Consider the following 24,989-nt stretch of genomic DNA (forward strand, 5'->3'; position numbering starts at 1 on the left):
AAAGACTCGCAACGGATCTCGCGCCATTCCGGGCGACCTCGCACATCAGTGTAGAAACGTTGTTCTGGACAACCTGTAGCAAATAACTCGCTGTCCGTCCCATAGTTGGCATTAAAGCGAATAAAACTATTGAAAAAAACTTCTATTAGCTTTAAACGAGAAGCTCACCGGCACATTGCCAGTAATCAGCATGTGAGTTTCGCCAGTTTTTGGCTCAGGGAGCACTGATGAGTTTTCGTCCATTGACCGACTCCCCGCGGCAATCGACCGATTGCGACGCTGTCGCACCTCAACTGAATGAACAACCGGATACTGTCGGCATGACCTGTGCTGACAATGAAGACACGATCGCCCAATTATTGGACTCAGCTCGTCACTGGGCCCACACCACCGCGTGGGGGGTTTACCGCGCCGGTGAACAAATGCATTTAGTCGGGCAGGGCGACCCTCGGGTGCAATGGCCATCAAGCATTGCAAACGAAGCGTTTGAAGCCTTTTGCCTGACCATGGGCTTGCACCGCTGGCCGACCGGTAAAGGCGAAAGTGTGCTGGGCTGGCTACTCGCGCCAGTCGATGATGCCGCGCAGCCGGCGCTCGCCGAGTTTGCCCGGCGCCTGGGGATTCAGGTACAGACCAATACCCTTGCCCGTGCGCAGATTACTCAGCGCGTACTGTATGAAATTACCTACCTGGCCAGTTCGACCCGCGACCGGTCGGTGTTTCTGGTGGGGGTTCACCGGCTGCTGGCCAGCCTGATCGACGCCGAGAACTTCTATCTCGCGCTGTATGACCCGCACAGCGGCAAGATTGACTATCCGTATTACGTCGACATCATCGACGTTGATGCCCTGGAGTCGGAAAACTACGAATACCTGGACCCTTCGCACCTGTCGCTGACCGGCCAGGTGTTGACCTCCGGACAGCCGTTGCTGATCGACGCCGCCGGCATTCTCGCGGCTCAGGCCCAGGGCCGATTCTACTGCGTGGGTGATCGTCCAGAGTTTTGGATGGGCGCACCGTTGAAAAATGCTTCGGATGACGTGTTTGGCATGCTTGCCATGCAGGTCTACGACGTTTCTCGTACCTACAGCGCTGAAGACCGCGCGCTGTTCCTGGTGGTAGCCCGCCACGTGGCCATGGCGCTGGACCGGATCCTCCACCGAGAGGACCTGGAAGCGACGGTGATGCGCCGCACCCTGGAGCTGTCGGCACTCAACGATGCCTTGAGGCAGGAAGTGGCGGACCGCGAGCGTGCCGAACATCTGCAGAGCGCGCTGTTCCAGATTGCTGAACTGTCGAGCCAGCCCGGCGACATGGCTGAGCTGTTTCAAACGTTGCATGGCATCGTCGGTGATCTGCTGTTCGCGCAAAACTTCTACATCGCGCTGTTCGACGACGCGACCACTGAAGTGACCTTTCCCTATTATGTCGATGAGCGGCAGACGACCCGCCCGGCGGCCCGGCGTGGGCGCCGGGGCTTGACCGAGTACGTGATCCGTCAGCGTCGACCTTGCCTGATTGATGCCGGCGAGGCCGAACGATTGGCTGCGCGCGGTGAAATAGAACTCGCCGATGAGTATGTCCGGTCCTATTCCTGGCTAGGCATCCCCTTGTTTGATGGCGATGCAGTGCGCGGCGTGCTGGCGGTGCAAAGCTATACCTCGCAGGTCTGGTACACGCTGCGCGACCAGGAACTGCTGACGTTCGTGTCGCGCCACATTGACACCGCGTTGTCGCGACGCACAGCCGCTGAAGCGATCCATGCCGCCAACCTCAAGCTCGAAGCCCGGGTACAGAACCGCACCCGCGAGCTCGATCACGCCAACGCCAAATTGCAACACGAAAACTCCCACGATGCGCTGACCGGCCTGCCGAATCGCACCTACCTGCAACAGCGCCTCGGTCTGGCCTGGTCGCAGTTCGGCAGCGAAGGCGGGCACCTGGCGGTGATGTTCATCGACCTCGACCGTTTCAAGATGGTCAACGACAGCCTCGGCCACCATTTCGGCGACCTGCTGTTGATGCAGGCCGCCCAGCGGTTACGCGGTTGCCTGCGCGAAACCGACATGCTGGCTCGCCTGGGGGGCGATGAGTTTTCGGTGCTGGCTCCCGCAGCGCCGCTGGAGGTGGTGATCGAAATCGCCGAACGGATCCTGGTGGCGTTTGACCTGCCGTTTTTCATCAATGGCCATGAAGTTTTTTCGTCGTGCAGTATTGGCATTGTCAGTGCCGACGGCCAATTCCATCACGAGCCGGCCGACCTGCTGCGCGACGCCGATGCGGCGATGTACCGGGTCAAAAGCGCCGGGCGCGACAGCTACGCAGTGTTCAACCAGGAAGTGCGCCGTGAAGTCTCGGACCAGGTTGAGCGGGAAGGGGCCTTGCGCAATGCGCTCAAACGTACAGACGAACTGCTGCCGTATTTCCAGCCGATTGTCAGCGTCGAAACCGGCGAACTGTTGGCCCTTGAAGCGCTGATCCGCTGGCATCAGCCGGGCGGCCGGGTGATCGCACCGGGCGAGTTTTTGCCGGATGTCGAGGGGTTGCGCCTGATCGGTCGACTGGACCTGTACATGCTCACCAGCATTGCAGTAATCCTCGCACAGCCCGAGCACGCCAATTGGCCTGCGGTGCACGTCAATTGCTCCAGCTACAGCATGACGCGCCCGGAATTTGCCAGTGAAGTGCTTGCCCTGTTGGCCCGGTGCGGGGTCGCGCCGTCGCGGATCTGCCTGGAGTTGACCGAAGGTGCGCTGGTCGCAGAGCCAGCCATTGCCCGACTGACCATGCAGCAATTGGCCGACAACGGCATGTCGGTGGTGCTCGATGACTTCGGTGCAGGGTTTTCATCCCTGAGCTATGTGCATCAATACCGTTTCAGCGGTTTGAAGATCGACAAGTCGTTCATCCTCGAACTGACCACCAGTGCCCGCAGTCGCGCCATCGTGCGGGCCATTGTGCGCATGGCCGAATCGCTGGACCTGAGTGTGGTGGCCGAAGGTGTCGAGGATAAAGCGACCCTGGACTTGCTGCGCGAAATCGGCGCTGAGCAAGCCCAGGGTTACTACTTTGCCAAGCCGATGGGGTTGGAAGCGTTGTTGGCGAGTTCGCTGCTTGATCAACGCTGAGCGCCTCGCTTACGCCGACGTTTGATCCTCCTTTCTCCCAGCCCCGCCAGTATCTTTGGACTGTCGGGCACTGCGCCGCAGTTCTTGCGGCGTGCGCCCTACGACTCGCACGAAGCTGCGCAGCATGTGATCGGCATCGCCGAAGCCGAAGCACCTGGCGATCTCCTCGAAGGTTTGGTGTCCGTCCTCGACCAGTGGCCGCGCTGACTCGATACGCAGGCGCTCGATCGCTTTCGCCGGAGTCACTCCGATAGCCGCTGCGAATACGCGACCAAACTGGCGCACGCTCATATGGGCGACGTCGGCCAGTCGTTCAACGGATAGATCGTCACGCAGATGATCGCGCGCGTAGCTCAGCACCGTGCGGATGCGATCCGAGCCCGGGTCGAAATCCAGCAGCGAAGAGAACTGGTATTGACCCCCCGGTCGCCGGTAGTAAACCACCAGCATGCGCGCTACGGAATGCGACACCTCTTTGCCCAGGTCTTGTTCGATCATGGCCAGGGCCATGTCGATGCCCGCCGACATGCCGGCGGACGTCCAGACATTCCCGTCTTCGGTCCAGATTCGATCGCCGTCCACGCGCAGCAACGGATAGCGTGCTTGCAATTGCGGCGCATAGTTCCAATGCGTGGTCGCGACGCGACCGTCGAGCAGGCCGCTCTCGGCGAGCAGGAAGGCGCCGGTACAGACACTGGCCGTGCGGCGAGAGCGCGGGGACATGTCCCGTATCGCAGCCGCCATCGGCATCATCCGGTCATCGATTGGGGCAGTTGGCGCGCCGACGATGATGAGCGTGTCGAGGCGCTCGACAACCTGCATGGTTTCAGTCGCCACTTGCAGTCCGCTCGACGCGTGGATCAACCCGCCCTCCAGTGACGCGACCGTGAATCGATAGCTCGAAGGGCGCGCGCGATTGGCGTTGGTGAAGGCTTCGAGCGGGCCGCTCAGATCCAGCAATACGAAGCCTGGGTAGACCAGGAAACACATGTGACGCTGCATGAACGGAACGCCCAAAGTCTGAATGGGGGAAGCCATAGTACGCGCGTGCTGTCTGGAAGGTCACGAAGGAGTAGCGAGCCCATCCACCTCATGCAAGGTGGCTGCGCGTGTCGGCCGAAATCCAGGGATAAATGTCCATTTCGTGCCGTCTTCTCGCCGTACCGTAAATGCACCCCCACCCTTGAGGACGTGCAAATGACCTTCAACAGAACTCCCCCCGGAAAAATGATCGCCTGCGCCACCTTGCTCGCGGCGTTCCTGATTGCACCGGGCATTGGCGCCGCCGCCGAGGACCCGTATGCCGACCCGGTCAAACCCGCGCTCCCAGCCTCCACCTTTGAGTGGGATTCCAGCCGAACCGCGCTAGTCGTGATCGACCCGCAGATCGATTTCATGAGCCCAGAGGGCGCGGGCTGGTCAGTCTTCGGTCAGAGCGTTACCGAGCAAAATCTGGTTCCGCATCTGAGCAAGCTGTTCACGGCGTTCAAAAAGGCCGGAGCGACGGTCGCCATCTCGCCGCACTACTACTATCCCCACGATCATAAATGGGAGTTTGAGGCGCCAGCGGAGACCGTTCAGCACAAGCTGGGGCTCTTCGATCGCAAGGGCGCCTTGACGCTTGATGGCTTCCGTAACTCGGGCGCCGACTTCATGCAGGAGTTCAAACCCTTCATTGAAGACGGTAAGACCATCGTCGCTTCACCGCACAAGTTGTATGGCCCTCAAAGCAACGACCTGATGCTGCAACTGCGCAAGAAACGGATCGACAAAATCGTCCTCGTGGGCATGGCCTCCAACCTGTGCGTCGAATCGCACCTTCGCGAGTTCCTGGAGCGTGGCTTCGAAGTGGTTGTCGTCCGCGACGCCGTCGCCGGTCCGAAGCTGCCTGACGGCGATGGATACGGTAGCGCGCTGGTCAACTTCCGCTACATCGCCAATGACGTGATGACGACCGACGAAGTGGTGAAAAAACTCGAAGGGCAGTGATCCAGGGTATGTGCCATCTCCTGACCAGAGACGGGGGCCTTGTGGCTCCCGTCTCTGCTGACTGACGCGGAGTACCAAATGAGCAATAACAAAAACAATGGGCCTGCTAGCCCGGACCGGCGAGATTTTATCGTTCTTGGCTTGAGTGCCGCCGCACTGGTGGCGTTTTCTTCGGCGCCTTGCCTTGCAATTTCGTCCGTCAACTCTCCTGACATCAACAGTGGAAGCATGATCATGAGCAAAGTGACTACCCAAGATGGCGTTGACATTTTCTACAAGGATTGGGGGCCGAAGAACGCCCAGCCCATCGTGTTTCACCATGGGTGGCCGCTCAGCAGTGATGATTGGGACAGTCAGGCGCTGTTCTTCGTTGGCTTGGGTTATCGCGTCATCGCACATGATCGGCGCGGCCACGGCAGGTCCACTCAAGTGAGCGGCGGCCACGATATGGACCACTACGCTGCAGACGTCGCGGCGTTGGTTCAGAACCTGGATCTACGCAACGCTGTGCATATTGGTCACTCGACCGGAGGCGGGGAGGCGACGCGCTATGTCGCCAGGTATGGCCAGGTGCAGAAACGCGTGACCAAACTGATTTTGATTGGTGCGGTACCGCCTATCATGGTCAAGACCCCGGCCAACCCAGGCGGTCTTCCCATCGGGGTGTTCGATGACATGCGCAAGCAACTGGCAGCCAACAGGTCTCAGTTCTATCTGGATGTCGCCAGTGGCCCGTTCTACGGTTTCAACCGCCCGGATGCCGCTGTTTCGCCGGGCATGATCCAGAACTGGTGGCGCCAAGGCATGGCCGGCGCGGCAAATGCCCATTACGAGTGCATCAAGGCCTTCTCTGAAACCGACTTCACGGATGACCTGCGGGCGATCACCGTGCCAACCTTGGTCATGCACGGTGACGACGACCAGATCGTTCCCATTGCTGACTCGGCGCTGCTGTCGAGCAAACTGCTGAAAAATGGGTCGCTGAAGGTGTATGAGAAGTTCCCCCACGGAATGTGCTCGACGCACGCCGATGTGGTCAATCAAGAGCTGGTGAAGTTCATTCGCGGCTGATCGGGGCAAGCCATGGTCCTGCTGCTCGCAGGGCCATGGCTGACCGCATTGTTCGCCCGATGTCCAACCAAACAACGGGATTTAACGTTTTATCAAGGAAATCTTGGTTCCTTCAATACTGACGCCAGCCATCAAGCCTTGCTGGTCGATGATGAACGCGTACGCGTCATCTTTGAGCGTCGAGCTGGAAAGGTTTTTCGCAACCCCTTCATCAACCACCACTACCGTGGGTCCTACACCGATTTCCCAACCTTTGGTTTCAGCGACATATTTCACCGCTTTGTCGGTCATCAGAAACAGCACGTAGCCATACGACTGGGCGCCAGCCTGTAGCCCCCATGACCCACTGACAGAGTTGTAATAGTTATCTACTTTCGTGCCCTTCATTAACACGCCTTCGCCATAGCTGCCGCCGAAGACAAGGCCTGCCTTGATGATTTTCGGGAAGACCAAAATCGCCTTGGCCTTGTGCGAGAGGGTTTCGGCAGCGGGAGTTGATTTGTAGAGAAGTTGCAACGCTTGCCGAGAGTCGGCATTCAGGTCCTCGGCGGTGGCCGCACCGGCAGTGTTCAGGAGACTCGCCGATGCCAATGAGGCTGCCGCGAGGAAGAGCGATAGGAAGAACCGCGTTGATTGAGTCATTTGCGTACTCCGATAAGGGAGCATTGGACGCGAGCAGCAGTCAGCGCCTGCCTCAGACAGGAACCGAAACCACTGGAGTATCCGGCGCACCCTGAAATATGTGGATTGCAAGCGTCGCTCTTGATTGCAGGGGACAAGGCCACTGATCGGTTGCGATGCCATCAATGGTTGTGACCACTGTGTCAGTGTAGGGTTCGCTGTCAGATTTGCTACTGGCCGATATCGACCTAGGCAACCTCCGATACTCTGCGCATGCTTGGCCGACACCTTGGGAAATTCCCTACAAGAAAGAGGGCTGTTTCCTACGGCGAGTGCTCACTTTTTTAACCAGTATTCAGCGCTGATCAAGACTGGAAGAGTGACCGACCAAACATGAAATACCCGAGGGTGCTGGTACTGGATGACTACGCATTTACGCGCAACATCCATGTGATGATGCTCCGGCGCCTGGGCGTAACAGATATCCTTCAAGCAACGGATGTCCGGCAGGCACTGCTCGAGTTAGAGGCCTCAGGTGGGGTTGACATCGTATTGTGTGACTTGGCTGGCAGAGACCTTAATCATCTGGAGTTTCTCCAACAGGCGGCGAGAACAGGAATGGTCCGGGCCGTAGCGCTCTGCGGCACCTTGCAGCCAACCGTGAGCCGGGCACTTGAGAGAACGGCGCTTTTAGTCGGCCTTGAGCTGCTGGGGATAATGAGCCAACCCATGCAGATGCGCCCCTTGCATCGGATAATCCAGCAATACCGGCAACGCTGGGGGGTATCGAAGGTAGAGCCCGAAATAGCGAAACTAATACCTAGCGCCTACGATATTCGCAGGGGATTGGCGCAAGGTGAGTTTCAGGTCTGGTATCAACCCAAACTCACTTTGCGCGAAGACACCTTTACTGGCGTCGAGGCACTGGTCCGTTGGGATCACCCGACTCGGGGGTTGTTGTTGCCTCGCGACTTTCTGGCTGAAGTGTTGGCGCACAACCTGATTGGTGAAATGTTCGAGCACGTGCTGGAGCAGGGCCTGACTTTTCTAAGCGACATGCGCAAGCAAAACATGAATGTCGAGATCGCTTTCAATCTGCATGCCTCGCAGATGGCCTCGGATGATTTGGCTGATGACATACAATGCGCGCTTAAGCGACATGAACTCTCAGGCTCGTCATTGATTTTCGAGGTGGCGGAAAGCGGTCTGCTTGATCTCGATCCCAAGGCGCGGGACAACCTGTTGCGCTTGCGCATGCTCGGATGTGGCCTGGCCATCGATGATTTTGGTTTGGGGGCTTCTTCACTGCAACTGCTCTGTCACCTGCCTTTCAGCCAGATAAAACTTGATAAGAAGTTTGTAAATGCGCTCCATCATCCTTTCAGTAAAACCATGGTAACCAGCACTCTGGCGCTGGCTCAATCGCTGAATATGAGCCTGGTCATTGAAGGCATCGGCAGCAAATGGGTACGAGACTCATTAGTGCAAATGGGGTGTGAAGAAGGGCAGGGTTTTTTTCTGGGACGGCCGATGTGTGCCAAGGTTCTTCGGACCTGGCTGCGCCAAAGACCCCAGTAACAGATTTGTAACAGAAACTAATGATAGCCTTGCACCTGCCGATCAGAAGGATGTAATGAAACTGTCTGTTGGCTTGGAGGAGGGGTTAACATCATCAATTGCGCCGTGGTTATAGTGGGAGCCAACAAGGACTAACATGTTAAAAGTAATCGTTGTAGATGATCATCCTTTTATACGTTCGTCAGTCAAAATGCTTCTGGCGCATGAAGGTTTTGAAGTCGTCGCGGAAACTGATAATGGCGCCGATGCCGTTCAACTGGTCATTGCTCATGAGCCCGACCTGGTTGTGCTGGACATCACCATTCCGAAGCTTGACGGCCTGGAAGTTATTCGACGTATTCGAGCGTTGGAGGTCCGCACAAAGATTCTGGTATTGACTTCTTTGGCTGCAAAATTTTATTCCATGCGGTGCATGAGTGCCGGTGCGGCGGGCTACATCTCCAAAACCGATGGTCTTGATGAGCTGATCAGGGGTGTCAAAGTCATCATGTCCGGCTATAGCTATTTTCCGGATATACAAGCCCTTTCTGTTCGCCGCAGCGATGGAAGCGCAACCGATGAGGAGTTGATTAGTACGCTCTCGAACAGAGAGCTGGCGATTCTCAAACAACTGGCGAATGGGCTCAGCAATAAAGAAATTGGTGACATCATGCTCTTGAGTAACAAGACCGTCAGCACTTACAAGGCGCGGTTGATCGAGAAGCTTAATGTCACGTCCGTTGTTTATCTGGCAGATTTTGCCAAACGCAACGATCTGCTTTAAATGGTGAAGTCTCTTTCATACTGTCTGTCGCTGGTCGTGCTTGTAATCACGGCCAATTTCACCTCTCCCGTAGAAGCACAACCCAGCACGCTGAGCGTGTTGGGTCGTTCCAGTGTCAACGGTGCTTATCACGTAACACTCGACGGGAGAGATTGGCGTTGGTTGCGCTCAAAGGCCGTATTGGTATTGGGGGCCTCGGCTCCCGACTACGCGGCGTTCGATATGACGATCAATAATGATCAGATGGAAGGGATGACGGTTGACTATGCGCAGTTGATTGCCGAGCTCCTGGGTGTCAAGGTTGAGATTCGCCGGTATGACAGTCGCGGCGAAGTGCTGGACGCGGTCAGAAAAGGAGAAGTGGATTTTGTCGGGACGGCCAATGAGTTCGAGACGCAGTCTCCGAACATTGTGCTCAGCCATTCCTATTCCAACGACAAGCCCACATTGGTCACCCGCAAGGGCGACAGCAGTGATTTGCCGGCAGACCTGAACGGCAAGACCATTGCCATGCTTTACCACTACCTGTCGCCTGATTCCGTCCGCGCTTTTTACCCTAAAGCCACCTTGCAGCTTTATCCCTCCATGCTGGGTGCCATCGGTGCTGTAGCGTTTGGCCAGGCGGATGTTTATCTCGGTGATTCTGTTAGCGCCAATTACCTGATCAATAATAATTTTTTAAATAATGTCGAGTTAGCGGACTTCTCCCGCATGGAAGTTCGCGACTTCAGCTTTGCCATTAATAGCGCAAACCAACCCCTGATTCGTGTCGTCAATGCAGCCGTAGACGCGATTCCAGCGAGTGCGCACATGGAAATCATGAACCGTTGGGGGGCGGGCGGGGAGAGCATGCCAGGCAAGCGGCGTCTGAATTTCAGTAGCAGTGAGCAGCGATGGCTGGATGAGCACCCCAGTGTTCGGGTCAATGTCGTGGGGGGTTATCCGCCTTTGTCATTTTTTAACAAGAATGGCGACTACGCAGGTATTGCCCATGATGTGTTGAGCAAAGTATCGCTGCGCACAGGGTTGAAATTTGATATTCGGGTAATGCCGTCGGTTGCTGCGATGGTGGAAAATGTTGGCAAAAATGATTCCGAAATTATAGCCGCGCTCACTCCGAGTTCGGAGCGCGAGCGTGCCTTGCATTTCACACGACCTTACTTGTCTTCGCCCTATGTGCTGATTGCCAAAGCGAACACCGACATTTCATTTGCGCCCGAAAAACTCGCTGGCAAACGCTTGGCGCTGGCTCGCAGTACGGGCATGCACGAATGGCTGGCGGCCAACTTTCCCAAGATCCTGCTCGTCGATGCTGACAACTCTGAACATGCTATGAGTCTGGTCCTGCATGGTGAAGCGGATGCAATGGTTGGTCCGCTGATCATCAGCAATTACACGGTAAATCATCATTTTGACGGGCAGTTACGAGTCGTCAGCACCATCGGTAACGACTTTGCGCGCATGGCCTTCGCGACAAGCCGCGGGGCATTGGAGCTCCATTCCATTCTCGACAAGGCGTTGCTGAGCATTCCACCCGAGGAAATGGATGAAGTAACGAATCGCTGGCGTAACGATGTGTTGATCGAAGACAGCTATTGGACGCGTAACAGAACGCTCTTCATCCAGGCTATTGGTGGCGTGTTGGTGTTGTTGGCGCTGGCGCTGATATGGATCGCCTATATGAAGGTGGCGTTGCGCAGGCGCGATGAGGCTGAGCGGGCACTCAACGAGCAACTGGAATTTATGCGGGTCTTGATTGATGGAACACCCCATCCGATCTACATCCGGGACCGCAATGGGGTTTTGTTGATTTGTAATTCCAGTTACCTCAATGCCTTTAGGGTCGAGCGCGAGGATGTGGTTGGAAAGACCAAAGTGAAGTTGCTCTGCCCTGAGGACGCAAGGGGTTACGAGGAGGAGTTTCAGCGGATCATCAGCAGGGGCTCGCCGATGGTTCGAGACCGTGAAATAACGATGCTGGATGGCCGTAAACTGGAGATTTATCACTGGATGCTGCCTTATCGCGACAGTAATGGCGAAGTAGGTGGGGTGATTGCCGGATGGATTGACATCAGTGAACGCCAGGCACTTGTCGGGCAATTGCGTGAGGCGAAGGAGATCGCCGATGAGGCCAAGGAACATGCCGATGATGCCAATCGGGCCAAAAGTCTGTTTTTGGCGACGATGAGCCATGAAATCCGCACGCCTATGAATGCAATCATCGGCATGCTTGAGCTGGCGATGAAAAAGGCCGATCAAGGCGTAACGGACCGGTTTGCGATTGAAGTTGCGTCTGGCGCTGCTCGTGGCCTGCTGGATTTGATCGGCGATATTCTGGACATCGCCCGAATCGAGTCCGGGCGTTTGTCGCTGTCGCCAGAGAGGGCCAATTTGCGTGAGCTTCTGGAGTCGGTACTGCGGGTGTTCGAAGGTGTCGCCCGGCAAAAGCGTCTGAGCCTGCTACTGGATCTGGACTTCCAGATGCAGAGTGATGTGCTCATTGACCCTTTACGCTTCAAACAGATTGTTTCCAACCTGCTGAGTAACGCGATCAAGTTCACCCAGGACGGCCAGGTGCGATTGAGCATGCAGGCACGCCCCGCCAAAAATCCGCAGTTCATGGCCGTCGCCCTCGTCATTGAAGACACCGGTATCGGCATTTCGGAGGAGGATCAGCAGAGCTTGTTCAGCCCGTTTACCCAGGCAAGCAATAACACTCAATCCGGGCGCAGTGGTTCCGGGTTGGGGTTGGTGATCAGTCGGACGCTGTGCGAAATGATGGGTGGGCGTTTGCTCATGAGCAGCGTTTTCGGCAAGGGTACAAAGGTTGAAGTACTCATGAGTCTGCCAACGCTGGAACCACTGGCTGAACTGCCCGGGATGATGCCGCATGAAACTGCCGCGCAACATCAGGTGCTGAATGTGTTGGTGGTTGACGACTATCCTGCCAATCGACTTCTGGTGTCTCAGCAACTGAGCCACCTGGGACACCGGGTGAGTGATGCCGTAGACGGCAGGCTGGGTCTGCAAGCCTGGCGCAGTCAATGGTTCGATGTGGTGATCACCGACTGCAACATGCCGGTGATGAATGGCTATCAGTTGACTCAAGCCATTCGCGAAGAGGAACACACCAAAGGCCTCGCACCGTGTTTGATTCTGGGTTTTACCGCAAACGCCCAACAGGAAGAGCGGACCCGTTGCATCAAGGCGGGTATGGACGACTGCCTGTTCAAGCCTATCGGGCTGGAGGAATTGAAGTCGTGCCTGGATGCCGTAGTGCCTGTTGCACGCAGTGAGGTGGAGACCTCGATCCAGCGCAGCAACGAGATTGACCTGACCAGTGTCGAGCAACTGACCAGGGGAGACAAAGCGTCGATCAATAGCCTGATTGATGATCTGTCCACCGCGAACGAAGAAGACATGGCGCGGCTGATCAAGTTGTTTACCCAACACGACCTGAATGCATTGTCTGACCTGGCTCACCGAGTGAAGGGGGGCGCGCGAATCATCAGGGCGCAACGACTGATCGAGTGCTGTGAACGTCTTGAAGACGTTTGCAATGGCCGCGACACCTCTCAATTGGCTCAAGCGGTGGATGAGCTGCAACAAGAGATGGAGCAATTGGCCGAGAAGCTGAGCCTCTACGTGGCTTGAACGCAGAGGCCGAAAGGCCGGTTGTTTTGACCGGGCCGGAAATCAATCACGGCATAAACTGGGTTTATGCCGGATTCGCCAGGAAACACCAAAACACTACAAAGCCGTTAACCTCCTTGTATCGCCCCTAGTGCCCCCTCGTTTTAACCAATAGAAGACTTCCTGCGATGCTCGCTCAGCGAAGCATGAATGGCTAAGTGTGCCTGATAGAAGAAACAGCCGCACTTGCACGTCAACTTAATTAAAACTATCGCGACCTAAGATTAACTCTATCAAGCGCCTCTCATTGATGTTCAGTTACACCATCCTATTGTTGGAGATGTAAGGCGAAAGCCAACTACCTGTAGGAAATTTCCTAACAAAAGCAGGTGGTTCAGTAGTGCGCCGAAATATGTTGGTGAGGTAATAACGCTCGGAAGTTTCCTACATTAAACACCAATGAACTTATCTACAGTCGCCCCATGGCCTCGGGTAGTTCATCTGTGGGCCCAAGCCCCCTCAGCAGGAAATGTAGCGTAATGAACAAAATATTCAGGTTGGTTTGGAATGCGGCACTCAATACTTGGGGTGTTGCTTCGGAACTTGCAACTGCCAAGACCAAATCCAATCGTTTAGGCGCCCCCCGTGACGCAACCACTGCCGCTGCGTCGAGCGTGGAACTGTTTATAGGGAGCGTTGCGGCCAGCGGCCACAAGAAGATCAATTCGGTAACTAAGCTTGCCGCTGCAGCATTGTTGTTTGGCGCCGGCTCCCTAAACGTTGCTTACGCAGGCAATACCTGTTTGATCAATGGCACATGGGTGACGGCGCCCACGGCCTCTGGGGACAATGCTCTCGCATGCGGCGAGAAAGCCAGTGCATCAGAGGTGGATGACCTGGCGCTGGGTAGTGGTGCGAACGCTAATGGCGCTATAGCTCCCGATGGGCACATAGGCGGCGCGATAGCCATCGGCAAGAACTCGAAGGCCCAAATGTACAACGCCATCGCGCTCGGGACCGGGGCGACCGCCTACGGGACGGAAACTATGGCAATTGGTCAAGGCGCAACTTCGGGAGTGAGCGGTAACACCAGTATCGTGAAATCTTTGGCCTTGGGTTTCTCGGCTATTGCGTCTGAAGGTTATACGGTTGCCATTGGTTCAGGCACCAAAGCCACCGGCTACAGTGCTGTCAGTATCGGTAATGCTCCGATTGCTTCAGGTGCGAATGCGGTCGCGATAGGTACTTGGACCACTGCATCGGGCTTCAACAGCACGGGTATCGGTTATCTGGCGGTGGCGAATAATTCGAGGGCCACTGCGATAGGTGAATCAGCAAAAGCTTCCGGGGCCAGCGCCATCGCACTGGGTACTGGTGCTCGTGCCGAGGGCACAGCCAGCATCGGTATCGGCGATCTGAACGTAGTCACCGGCAATAAATCAGGTGCCATCGGGTCCGGAAGCTCTGTCGGTTTTAGCGGCGTATCTGGCAACAGCAGCTACAGCCTCGGCAACGGAAACGTTATCGCGAATAACAACACATTCGTGGTCGGTAACAACATCACCACCACGCAAGACAACAGCGTAGTGCTCGGCAACAACAGCACCGACAGGGCCGTCGTAGCCACGCCCACCGGCATCATCAACGGCACGACCTACAACTACGCGGGCGGGTCACCCACCGGCGTGGTGAGTGTGGGGTCGGTCAACGGCGAGCGCCAGATCATTAACCTGGCGGCTGGCCAGGTCAATTCCACCAGCACCGACGCCATCAATGGCAGCCAGCTGCACGCGACCAATCAGGCCATCGCCGCTGTCGACGCTGATGCGGTCAAGTATGACGACGTCACCCACAACGCTATTACTCTGGGTGGCACTACCTACGACAACAGCACTCACACCGGCGGCACCCGTATCACTAACGTGGCGGATGGCAAGGCGCCAAGTGATGCGGTGAACTTCTCCCAATTGACCCAAACCAATAACAGCATCACCACTCTGGGTAATTCGCTGACCAACCTCTACGAGACCGGCACCAAGTACTTCCATGCCAACTCCACCGGCACCGACTCGGTAGCGTCAGGTCAGGATGCAGTGGCGATCGGCATGGGCGCGGTAGCGAGCCACGACGGCAGCGTTGCATTGGGCGCAGGCTCGGTAGCAGACGGCAGCACCTTGGGGCACAAGGCTTATCTGGTCGCAGGGACTGCAACAGGCGAAGTAAACATCGGCGACCGCCGCATCACTGGCCTCTCCGCCGGTGCAGACGATGCCGATGCGGTTAACGTCGAACAATTGAAAGCCGTCGCTGCGGGCGCCGCTGCCTCTGTGGCCGACGTGGTCAAATATGACGACAGTACCCATAACACCATTACCCTGGGTGGCAATACCTACGACAGCAGCACACACACGGGTGGCACCACGATCACCAACGTGGCGAACGGTGTAGATGACAGCGATGCGGTGAACATGTCGCAGCTCAATCAAACCAATAACCAGGTGAGCAACAACACCACCAACATCACAAGCCTCAAAAATGACGCACTGCTGTGGGATACCAGCCTGGGGGCTTTCAGTGCCAGCCATGGCGGTGTCACCGTTAACAAGATCACCAACGTGGGTGCGGGAGATCTGAGCGCCAACTCCACGGATGCGGTCAACGGTTCGCAGTTGTATGCCTTGGGCCGACAGGTTACCGGCATCGATAATCGGGTAACGACTATCGAAAACAGCTTCAACACCATCAACAACGGTGGGGGCATCAAGTATTTCCGTGCCAACTCCTCGGGTGCTGATTCGGTGGCCAGTGGGGCAGAGTCGATTGCCATGGGGCCGAATGCCGTAGCGTCTGGCGCAGGCTCCGTGGCTTCGGGGAACGGTGCGAATGCGGCGGGCAATGGGGCTGTTGCGGTGGGCGAAGGGGCCAAGGCTTCTGCCAATGGCAGCGTAGCGTTGGGTAACGGGTCCAGCGATGGCGGTCGTGGTACTGAAACCTATACCGGCAAGTACTCCGGTGCCAATAACACCACCGCAGGTACGGCCTCCATCGGCAACGCAGCAACGGGCGAAACCCGCACACTCAGCAACCTCGCGGACGGTAAGGAAGCCACCGATGCGGTTAACCTGCGTCAGCTTGATGGCGCTGTGGCCGAGTCCAAGAAGTACACCGATGACTCGATCAGCTCGATCAACAACTCCGTTGCGAATCAGGACAAACGGGTAACCGACGTCGACAACCGTGTGACCCAGGCAGTGACGAATGTCACTAACCTGCAAAAAGGCACCGACGGCATGTTCCAGGTCAACAACACGAGCAACCTGGCAAAACCGTCAGCGACAGGCGACGACTCGATGGCCGGTGGTGCGGGTGCCAAGGCATCAGGCAAGAACAGTTCGGCCGTCGGCACCAACGCTATTGCCGCGGGTAACAACTCGACGGCAATCGGCAATGGTTCCACCGCCAAGGCGGACAACTCGGTAGCGCTGGGTGCCAACTCGGTGGCTGATCGCGCCAACAGCGTTTCGGTAGGTGCTGCGGGCAACGAGCGACAGATCACCCATGTGGCCGCCGGCACGGCGCCGACGGACGCGGTCAACCTTAGCCAGTTGAACAAGGGATTGGCTGACGCCACCAACAACGCCAATGCCTACACCAATTCGGTCTACAACTCGCTGAACAAAAATATCAAAGAGCTGGATAGCGACTTGAGTGCCGGTATCGCCGGTGCCATGGCCATGGCCGCACTGCCTCAGCCGTATACCGCTGGAGCAAGTATGACCTCCGGTTCCTTGGGCACCTATCGCGGGGAATCGGCGATGGCGTTGGGCGTGTCGCGGATCTCCGATAACGGCCGGTGGGTCACCAAGATGCAAGCCACCACCAACACCCAGCGCGACTTCGGCGCATCGGTGGGTGTGGGTTATCAGTGGTAACCCTTTCACGTTGATCCAGAGCCCGGCGCAGGCCGGGCTCCTCTTCCTATTTATCGTGTCGAGAATCTTATGCAAAAGCCCAATACATCACTGGTGAGCCTGTTTCTGAGCGCGTGCCTGGCCGCGACGCTGGCAGGTTGCGGTACCAATCGAAGCCATGTTGATGATCATGGCAAGTCCAGTGCCCCAGTGTTCCCGGCGCTCAAGGATGCCAGCCGTACCGAAGGCAGTTATGTGAGCGTGGAGAACTTGCGCAAGGTCGTGCCCGGCCTGACCAAGCCGCAGCTTTATGAACTGATTGGTTTGCCGCACTTCTCCGAAGCGATGTTCAACGTTCGCGAGTGGGACTACCTCTTCAAATTCCCACGGCCCGGAACACGCGAGCCAATGGTTTGCCAGTACAAGGTGATGTTCGACGACAATAACGTTGCGCAGTCGTATCTGTTCTTGCCGCCATCCTGTGCCCAGGTGCTGAACATCAATGCCGAGGAGGGCGCTGCTGCTCCTGTCTCCCAATAGCGTTGAATTTAGCGCCACTGCCTGCTGAAACAGTGCTGCAAAAAAGAAGGCCCCTATGGGGCCTTCGTCGTTTCTGGCGTTTGCACGGGGTTCATGGGAGAGATGCAGGGGATAGACGCGACAGCAAATCTGCGCTGCTCATGGGGCTGGCATAAAAATATCCTTGCCCCCTTGAACAACCCAGATCAAGCAGCGTGTCTCGTTGCTCCAGGGTTTCGATCCCCTCGATGACAACTGACATGCCCAATGAGTCGCCCAGTGCGAGCGTGCTGCTGATAACTGCCTGGCAGCGTGGCTCGTGCAAGGTGCGCACGAACTCGCCATCCAGTTTGATTTCGTTGAACGGCAACTGGCACAAACGCTTCAAGGAGGAAAATCCGGCGCCAAAGTCATCAATGGACAGTTGGCAACCCATCATGCGAAGCCGAACCAGTGTTTCAAGGCTGGCCGCTGTAGCGTCCAAAAGCCCGCCCTCGGTCAACTCAAACGTCAGGCCATCGCCTGGCAGGTCGAAGTGATCCAGTATCGATTTGATCCGCTGCGTCAGTTGACCGCCCACCAGTTGAGACGTTTGCAGGTTGAAAGCGAAATTCAGGGCGATGTCTTTTTCGCGCAATTGTTTCTGCAGCGCCAAGGCCTGGTTCAACTGGTCGAACAGCAACTCGTCCATCATCTCGCACCGCTCAAGCGTCGGCAGGAAGACCGCGGGCGATAAAATTCCCTTGATGGGGTGTAGCCACCGGGCGAGTACTTCGACGCCATACATCTCGCCGGTACGCAGATTGATTTTTGGCTGGTAATACGCCTTGATCTGATGGTCACGCAAGGCCTGGGTGACTTCCTGGCAATCAGGCAGGACCAGGTCCGGGGCTCGACTGGAGGGCTTGTATGAGCTGGCCGAGTACTTCTCCAATAACGGTGCCAACACTTCCGGTTGCAGGGGTTTGCCGACATCGCCCAGTAACTGCATACCCAACAAAGAGATAATTTTCTGTACCGAATACCGCAGATCCAAAGACATCGAACTGCTGATGATGATCGCGCCGACCAAATTGGAGTGGCTGGCCTGCTGCAAGAATTCCAGGCCATCCATGCCATTCATTCGCAGATCGCACAGCGTGATATCCACGGCGCCCACCTGTTGTAACAGTGCCAGCGCCTGTGATCCGTCTTCAGCCTGGAAGATCTCGGTGCACCCCAAGTGTTGGAGTACCTTGACTGCAAACGCTCGCTGAAAGGGATGGTCCTCAAGAACCAGTGCGCGGAGCGAAGGTTTATTCATCGCAAATGATCTTCATTATAGAAATATGACCTGATAGTGCCGCACTAGAGGCCAACACTTTGTAGGCATGAAGCCACTGATGTGTAGGAAAAATCCGAGTGATCGCTTGGTGTAACGGCACCACGGGTATGCCCAATTCGTCATCAATCTTGCCTAAAGCGCTCAAGCCGCAACGCTTGGAATGGGCCAGTCTGGACGGTCTGTCCAAGGAGTTGATTATGATCCGACTGTCCCTGATCGAAGCCCGCACGCTGGCCGAATCGATCCTGCTGCACAACGGTTTCAACGCTGCACACGCCCAAGCGGTAGCCGCCACGGTGATTGCTGGCGAGCGCGATGGCTGTGCCTCCCATGGTTTGTACCGAATTCTGGGCTGCGTCAATTCGCTGCGCGCCGGCAAAGTGCGGGCCGATGCCGAGCCGCAGGTGATCGATCAGGCCCCTTCGATCGTGCGTGTCGATGCGGCGGGTGGGTTCTCGCAGCTGGCTTTCCAGGCCGGTATGCCGCTGCTGGAGGAGAAAACCCGGGCAAACGGAATTGCGGCGCTGGCCATTAACCGCTGCGTGCATTTCTCTGCACTATGGGTGGAGATCGAACAACTGACCGCCGCCGGCCTGGTGGCGCTGGCCTGCAATCCGAGCCATGCCTGGGTCGCGCCTGCGGGGGGAAGCCAGCCCGTGTTCGGCACCAATCCCATCGCGTTCGGTTGGCCGCGTGCGGGTAAAGATCCATTCGTGTTCGACTTCGCCACCAGTGCGATTGCCCGTGGCGATATCGAACTGCATCGGCGTGCCGGCAAGCCGATCCCCGAAGGGTGGGGAGTGGACGCCGACGGGCAACCGAGTACCGATGCCAATGTGGTGCTCGATGCCGGCGCGATGTTGACGTTCGGCGGGCACAAGGGCTCGGCGCTGGCCGCGATGGTGGAGCTGATTGCCGGGCCGTTGATTGGTGACTTGACCAGTGCCGAATCGCTGGCCTATGACGCTGGCAGCAAGTCGTCGCCGTACCATGGCGAGCTGATCATCGCACTTGATCCGCGACGTTTTCTCGGCGAGGCCACCGAGCAGCACCTGGCGCGTGCCGAAACGTTGTTCGAAAGCATACAAGGGCAAGGTGCCCGCTTGCCGTCGCAACGGCGATATGAAGCGCGGGCGCGCAGTCTGGTGGAAGGGGTGCAAATCCCGCAGGCCTTGTACAACGACTTGAAGGCATTGCTGGATTAAAAGAAGACGGGCGCCCATGGCGCCCGTTCGGTTTACAACTGTTCGCAGTGGTTATGGCCATCGACCAGGCGATTGATCCCCAGCGGGTTGGCGTTTTGAAGCGCTTCGGGCAACAACGCATCCGGGCAATTCTGGTAGCAAACCGGACGCAGAAAGCGCTCGATGGCCAAGGTGCCGACCGATGTGCCACGGGCGTCGGAAGTGGCCGGATAAGGCCCGCCATGCACCATCGCATCGCACACTTCAACACCGGTCGGGTAGCCATTGAACAGCACGCGGCCGACCTTTTGTTCCAGCAGTGGCAGCAGTTCACCATGGGTTCGCAGGTCGCCAGCCTCGGCAATCAATGTGGCCGTAAGCTGACCGTGCAGGCTGTGCAGCGCTTGGTGCAGTTCTGCCTTGTCGGCCACTTCGACGATGAGGGTGGTCGGGCCGAACACTTCTTCCTGCAACAACGGATCACCATCAAGCAGCAGATTGACGTCAGCCTTGAACAGCTGCGGTTGAGCTTGATTGCCTTGTTGGACCTTGCCGGCCAGATGACTGATACCCGGATGGCGCAGCAGGGCTTGCACACCCGTGCCGTAGCTGGCGAGTGTCCCGCTGTTGAGCATGGTTTGAGCCGGCTGCTCGTTCATCAAGTGACTCAGCCGCGCGGTGAACGCACTGAACGTCGAGGAACGAATGCCAATGACCAGCCCCGGATTGGTACAGAACTGACCACAACCTTGGACTACCGATGCCACCAGCTCGCTGGCGATTTTCTCGCCACGCACTTGTAGCGCTTCGGGCAACACCACTACTGGGTTGATGCTGCTCATTTCGGCAAACACCGGGATCGGCTGCTTCCGGGCGGCAGCCATGTCGCAGAGGGCGCGACCACCCTTGAGTGAACCGGTGAACCCCACGGCTTGAATGGCCGGGTGCTTGACCAGTGCTTCGCCGACGCCGGCACCGTAGATCATGTTGAACACGCCGTTGGGCATGTCGGTTTGCTCGGCGGCGCGCAGGATCGCATCGGCCACCCGCTCGGCGGTCGCCATGTGCCCGCTGTGAGCCTTGAACACCACCGGGCAACCCGCTGCGAGGGCGGCTGCGGTATCGCCGCCGGCGGTGGAAAAGGCCAGCGGGAAATTGCTCGCGCCGAACACCGCCACCGGGCCGACGCCGATCCGGTACTGACGCAGATCGACCCGTGGCAGCGGCTGACGCTCGGGCAAGGCCCGGTCGATGCGCGCGCCATAGAAATCGCCACGGCGCAGAACCTGGGCGAACAGACGCATCTGGCCGCTGGTGCGCCCACGCTCGCCTTGTATGCGCCCGGCAGGCAACGCCGTTTCACGGGTTACCAGCGCAACGAAGTCATCATCCAAGGCATCCAGTTGCGCGGCGATGGCCTCAAGAAACTCGGCGCGCCGACTCGCCGACAGAGCCCGAAATGCCGGGTAAGCGGCAGCGGCCGCTTGGGCTGCGGCATCGACTTCCTCGCCCGTGGCCTGCATGAACGAATAGGGCAGCGCTTCACCGGTGCTGGCGTCATGGCTTCGCAAGGTGACAGTACCGGCGGCGCTGCGCGCACCGCCGATGTAGTTGTGGCCGATGATCTCGGGCATGGAAAACTCCTGTAGGGGAAGGGGGATCAGGCCAGCGAATCGCCTCGGCGAGTGGTGGCCGGTTCGGTGCTGTCCAGGCCAGCAATCCGCGCCGCGGATTCACTGTCCACCTGATGCAGCGACTTGCCACGGGTTTCACGCGTCAGCCCGACGGCAACTATCGAAATCAGCGCGGCGCCGACCAGGTAGAAAGCGATGGGTGTCGAACTGTTGTACTTGTTGAGCAGGGTGAGGGCGATCAGCGGGGCCAGCGAACCGGCGAAGATCGGCGCCACCTGATAGCACAGGGACAGCGCGGTGTAGCGCACGTGGGTCGGGAACATCTCGGCCATCAGCGCCGAGTAGGGCGCATAAGTCATCGATTCAATGGCCAGGCCCAGGGTAATGGCCGCCATGATCAGCCAGTTGTTGCCGGTATCCATCATCGGGAAACCGATAAAACCCCAGAACGCCGTGAGCACCGCGCCAGTCAGGTACACCGGTTTACGCCCGACCAGGTCAGACAGATACCCCATCAGCGGGATCAGGAAGAAGTGCAGCAAGTGCGCGCCGAACATCAGCAACAGGATCTGTGACGTGTCCTTGTGCACCACCAGTTTCAGGTAGGTGATCGAGAAGGTCACGACGGTGTAATAGAGGATGTTCTCGGCAAACCGCGCACCGATACCAACCAACACGGCGCGCCAGTGGTGACGCAACACTTCGACCACACCCAGTTGCTGATGCTTGTTTTGCGCCTGCCGGGCCTGGGCTTCCTTGAAGATCGGTGCGTCATCGACGCTGGTACGAATCCAGTAGCCGATCAGCACCACCACCGCCGAGAACCAGAATGCAACGCGCCAGCCCCACGCGAGGAATTGTTCTTGCGACAGGGTCGACGACAACAGCAACAGGGCGAGGGTGGCCACCAGGTTGCCGGCCGGGACACCGGCCTGCGGCCAACTGGCCCAGAAGCCTCGACGATTGTCCGGACAATGTTCGGACACCAACAGAATCGCACCGCCCCATTCACCGCCAAAAGCGAACCCCTGAATCAACCGCAACAGCACCAGCAACACCGGCGCTGCATAGCCGATCTGATCGAAACCGGGCAGGCAACCCATCAGGAACGTGGTGATGCCGACCACCACCAGACTCAGTTGCAGCAGACGCTTGCGGCCGAATTTGTCACCGTAGTGACCGAACACCAGGCCACCCAACGGACGGGCGAGAAACCCGACGGCGTACAAGGCGAAGGCGGCGAGGATGCCGTCGACCGGGTTGCCGGTCTGGCGAAAGAACAACTGGCCGAAGACCAGTGCCGAGGCGGTGCCGTAGAGAAAGAATTCATACCATTCGGCGACGGTGCCGGCCATGGCGGCGGCCACGACGCGCTTGAGTCCCGAGGGTGTGGTTGCGCTGGACGAGCTTGGGGGATTGGACATGCTGACGTTTCCTGTGGGGGCGCAAAAACAGGCAGCCGGTTCGGGCCCCTAAGGGCCCGCCCGGCAATCACTCAGAGACCGACGTCCGGCAGCTCCGGACGGTTGGCCAGGGCCTTGGCCATGATCTGCTCGACGAACACGCGGTCAGCTTCCGGCAGGGCCAGGCGTGGTGGACGGGTCAGCGCGCTGCCGCGACCGGCGATGGCTTCGCACAGCTTGATGCACTGCACCAGGTCGGCACGGGCGTCGAGGTGCAGGATCGGCATCAACCATTCGTAGATCGGCATGGCTTCGGCGAAGCGACCGGCCTTGGCCAGGCGGAAGATGGTTTCGCCTTCTTTGGGGAACACGTTGGACATCCCCGAGACCCAGCCTTCGGCGCCCACCGCAATGCTTTCCAGCACCACGTCGTCGAGACCGGCGAATAGCACAAAACGATCACCGACTTCATTGCGCACGTCGATGAAACGGCGCGTGTCGCCGGAAGAATCCTTGAAGCACACCACGTTGTCGCAGTCGGCCAGGGATATCAGGATGTCCGGGGTGACGTCGTTTTTGTAGATCGGCGGGTTGTTGTAGACCATCAGCGGTACGTCGGCGTTTTTTGCCACGTAACGGTAATGCTCGGCGGTTTCGAACGGCTTGGAGCCGTAGACCAGTGCCGGCATCAGCATGACGCCGTCGACGCCCACACGGCGTACTGCGTTTGCGACTTTGGCGGCGGCCACACTGGTGAACTCAGCTACTCCGCAGATCACCGGAACGCGACCGCGAGCGGCGTCGACCGCGACTTCGGTCACGGCGATTTTTTCTTCGGCGGTCAGCGAGGTGTTTTCCCCCACGGAACCGCACACCACCAGGCCCGACACGCCGTCACGGATCACGTTGGAAATCACCTGATGGGTTTTTTCCAGGTTGATGGAAAAGTCGTCGTTGAATTGAGTGGTCACCGCGGGGAAGACGCCACTCCAGTTAATGCGTTTGCTCATTGTTGCCTCCGATGGGTTCGTTCGTATTTCGTATACGATATTGCAAGTGGATAAATTCGGCTAGCGCTTTTTTCGGGTTTCAAGGGGTTTTTGCTAGCCGTTGGTCAGTGTTTCGACGGCAGGGATCAGGCGCCAGGCCAGGTGTCAGACAGTCGGTAGCCTTGTGGCCATGGATCGCTCGGATCGAGCAGCAACTGATGAGTCCCGGTGATCCAGGCTCGTCCGGAAATACACGGGTAGATCGCCGGTCGACCGGCCACCTCCGTCAGCGAATCGATGCGGCAGTGGAACTCGGAACCGATGATCGAGCGGCCAATAAAACGATCGCCCACCTGCATCAAACCCTTGGCTTGCAACACCGCCATGCGCGCCGAGCAGCCGGTGCCGGTGGGTGAGCGGTCGATTTTGCCGGGTTGAATCACCACCGCATTGGCGCCGGTGGCGATGCCGGTTTCATGGACGATCGGCGCGGCGATCTGGCAGAAGGAAATGTGCGACCACTCGGGGTTCAGCGGATGCACGAAGCCCAGTTGTTCGTTGGCCGCCCGAGTGATTTTCAGCCCGGCCTCGACCAGGTCTGCCGCCTCGTCGGGACGGATGGAAAAGCCCAGGCGCTTGGCATCGGCGATCACAAAACTGTCGCCACCGTACGCGGTATCGACTTGCAATGAGCCTAGGCCTTCGACTTCGATCCACGCATCAAGACGGTCAGCGAAGGAGGGTACGTTCTTGATTTCCACCCGCTCGACCTTGCCATCGCGGCAATCGGCGACGGCCTCGATCAGCCCGCCCGGGGCTTCGAGTACCAGCCGGGTTTGCGGTTCGGTCATTGGCAGAATGCCGGTGTCGAGCAACACCGTGGCGACGCACAGCGAGTTGGAGCCGGACATCGGTGGGGTGTCTGCCGGTTCCATGATGATCCAGGCCATTTGCGCCCGTGGGTCCTTGGCCGGCACCAGCAGATTGACGTGGCGGAATACTCCCCCGCGTGGTTCGTTGAGCACGAAATTGCGCAGGGTTTCATCCCGGGCGATCCAGCGAGATTGTTCCCACACGGTGGCGCCTGGTGGCGGGGCAACGCCCCCAACGATGACATCACCGACTTCGCCTTCGGCGTGGCAGCTGACGACATGTATGACTTTCGATGAGCGCATGACTTGATCCTTTTGTTGCCTGTTAGGGCCTCATCGCGGGCAAGCCCGCTCCCACAGGTTTGCGGGT

Annotated in this window: 16 protein-coding genes; 9 read left to right on the top strand and 7 right to left on the bottom strand. The window is 57.9% G+C overall.

All coding sequences use genetic code 11. The features are described from left to right. Nucleotides 1-227 precede the first annotated feature (227 nt). On the top strand, nucleotides 228-3,128 hold the full coding sequence (locus BMS17_RS00110) for an EAL domain-containing protein (RefSeq protein ID WP_077430145.1): 2,901 nt from the start codon (nucleotides 228-230) through the stop codon (nucleotides 3,126-3,128). A 9-nt stretch (nucleotides 3,129-3,137) separates the two neighbouring features. Here BMS17_RS00110 and BMS17_RS00115 read toward each other — a convergent pair whose 3' ends face one another. Beyond that, nucleotides 3,138-4,166, bottom strand: coding sequence for a GlxA family transcriptional regulator (locus BMS17_RS00115; RefSeq protein WP_256577114.1), 1,029 nt, complete (start codon nucleotides 4,164-4,166; stop codon nucleotides 3,138-3,140). Nucleotides 4,167-4,325: 159 nt separating this feature from the next. On the opposite strand from BMS17_RS00115, the gene BMS17_RS00120 reads away from it, so the two are divergent. Together BMS17_RS00120 and BMS17_RS00125 are read left to right on the top strand one after the other, a co-directional pair. Then, nucleotides 4,326-5,117, top strand: coding sequence for a cysteine hydrolase (locus BMS17_RS00120; protein ID WP_077430146.1), 792 nt, complete (start codon nucleotides 4,326-4,328; stop codon nucleotides 5,115-5,117). Between the two features lie 234 nt (nucleotides 5,118-5,351). After that, entirely contained in the window at nucleotides 5,352-6,188 is an 837-nt protein-coding gene (locus BMS17_RS00125; protein WP_077430147.1) for an alpha/beta fold hydrolase, read from the top strand. A gap of 81 nt (nucleotides 6,189-6,269) precedes the next feature. Here BMS17_RS00125 and BMS17_RS00130 read toward each other — a convergent pair whose 3' ends face one another. After that, on the bottom strand, nucleotides 6,270-6,830 hold the full coding sequence (locus tag BMS17_RS00130; RefSeq protein ID WP_046027182.1) for a YSC84-related protein: 561 nt from the start codon (nucleotides 6,828-6,830) through the stop codon (nucleotides 6,270-6,272). Nucleotides 6,831-7,217: 387 nt separating this feature from the next. Between BMS17_RS00130 and BMS17_RS00135 the strand changes: the two genes are divergently transcribed. The 5 genes from BMS17_RS00135 (at nucleotide 7,218) to BMS17_RS00155 (ending at nucleotide 17,234) form a co-directional block, all read left to right on the top strand. Continuing rightward, entirely contained in the window at nucleotides 7,218-8,387 is a 1,170-nt protein-coding gene (locus BMS17_RS00135) for an EAL domain-containing protein (RefSeq protein ID WP_158283932.1), read from the top strand. Between the two features lie 136 nt (nucleotides 8,388-8,523). Beyond that, nucleotides 8,524-9,150, top strand: a complete 627-nt coding sequence (locus tag BMS17_RS00140) for a response regulator transcription factor (RefSeq protein WP_046027186.1) — start codon at nucleotides 8,524-8,526, stop codon at nucleotides 9,148-9,150. Next, nucleotides 9,151-12,804 carry a transporter substrate-binding domain-containing protein gene (locus BMS17_RS00145; protein ID WP_077430148.1) on the top strand — a complete coding sequence of 1,218 codons (3,654 nt, stop codon included), beginning with the start codon at nucleotides 9,151-9,153 and terminating at the stop codon, nucleotides 12,802-12,804. A gap of 518 nt (nucleotides 12,805-13,322) precedes the next feature. Then, complete coding sequence (locus BMS17_RS30840) at nucleotides 13,323-16,715, top strand: YadA-like family protein (protein ID WP_077430149.1); 3,393 nt, start codon at nucleotides 13,323-13,325, stop codon at nucleotides 16,713-16,715. 69 nt (nucleotides 16,716-16,784) lie between these two features. After that, a complete protein-coding gene (locus tag BMS17_RS00155; RefSeq protein ID WP_077430150.1) occupies nucleotides 16,785-17,234 on the top strand; it encodes an outer membrane protein assembly factor BamE in 450 nt (149 codons plus the stop codon). 91 nt (nucleotides 17,235-17,325) lie between these two features. Here the strand turns inward: BMS17_RS00155 and BMS17_RS00160 are convergent, their stop codons facing one another. After that, nucleotides 17,326-18,516 carry an EAL domain-containing protein gene (locus BMS17_RS00160; protein ID WP_077430151.1) on the bottom strand — a complete coding sequence of 397 codons (1,191 nt, stop codon included), beginning with the start codon at nucleotides 18,514-18,516 and terminating at the stop codon, nucleotides 17,326-17,328. A gap of 218 nt (nucleotides 18,517-18,734) precedes the next feature. On the opposite strand from BMS17_RS00160, the gene BMS17_RS00165 reads away from it, so the two are divergent. Continuing rightward, nucleotides 18,735-19,742, top strand: coding sequence for an Ldh family oxidoreductase (locus BMS17_RS00165; protein ID WP_046027845.1), 1,008 nt, complete (start codon nucleotides 18,735-18,737; stop codon nucleotides 19,740-19,742). Between the two features lie 32 nt (nucleotides 19,743-19,774). On the opposite strand, the gene BMS17_RS00170 is transcribed toward BMS17_RS00165, so the two are convergent. The 4 genes from BMS17_RS00170 to BMS17_RS00185 form a co-directional block, all read right to left on the bottom strand. Continuing rightward, nucleotides 19,775-21,355: an aldehyde dehydrogenase (NADP(+)) gene (locus tag BMS17_RS00170; RefSeq protein WP_077430152.1), complete on the bottom strand. Its 1,581-nt coding sequence runs from the start codon at nucleotides 21,353-21,355 to the stop codon at nucleotides 19,775-19,777. Between the two features lie 26 nt (nucleotides 21,356-21,381). Beyond that, entirely contained in the window at nucleotides 21,382-22,779 is a 1,398-nt protein-coding gene (abaF, locus tag BMS17_RS00175; RefSeq protein WP_046027191.1) for a fosfomycin efflux MFS transporter AbaF, read from the bottom strand. A 71-nt stretch (nucleotides 22,780-22,850) separates the two neighbouring features. Further along, nucleotides 22,851-23,768 carry a dihydrodipicolinate synthase family protein gene (locus tag BMS17_RS00180; RefSeq protein WP_046027192.1) on the bottom strand — a complete coding sequence of 306 codons (918 nt, stop codon included), beginning with the start codon at nucleotides 23,766-23,768 and terminating at the stop codon, nucleotides 22,851-22,853. 125 nt (nucleotides 23,769-23,893) lie between these two features. Then, a complete protein-coding gene (locus tag BMS17_RS00185; RefSeq protein ID WP_077430153.1) occupies nucleotides 23,894-24,922 on the bottom strand; it encodes a proline racemase family protein in 1,029 nt (342 codons plus the stop codon). Between the last annotated feature and the right edge of the window lie 67 nt (nucleotides 24,923-24,989).

The organism is Pseudomonas sp. C9, assembly GCF_002000165.1.
Classification (GTDB): domain Bacteria; phylum Pseudomonadota; class Gammaproteobacteria; order Pseudomonadales; family Pseudomonadaceae; genus Aquipseudomonas.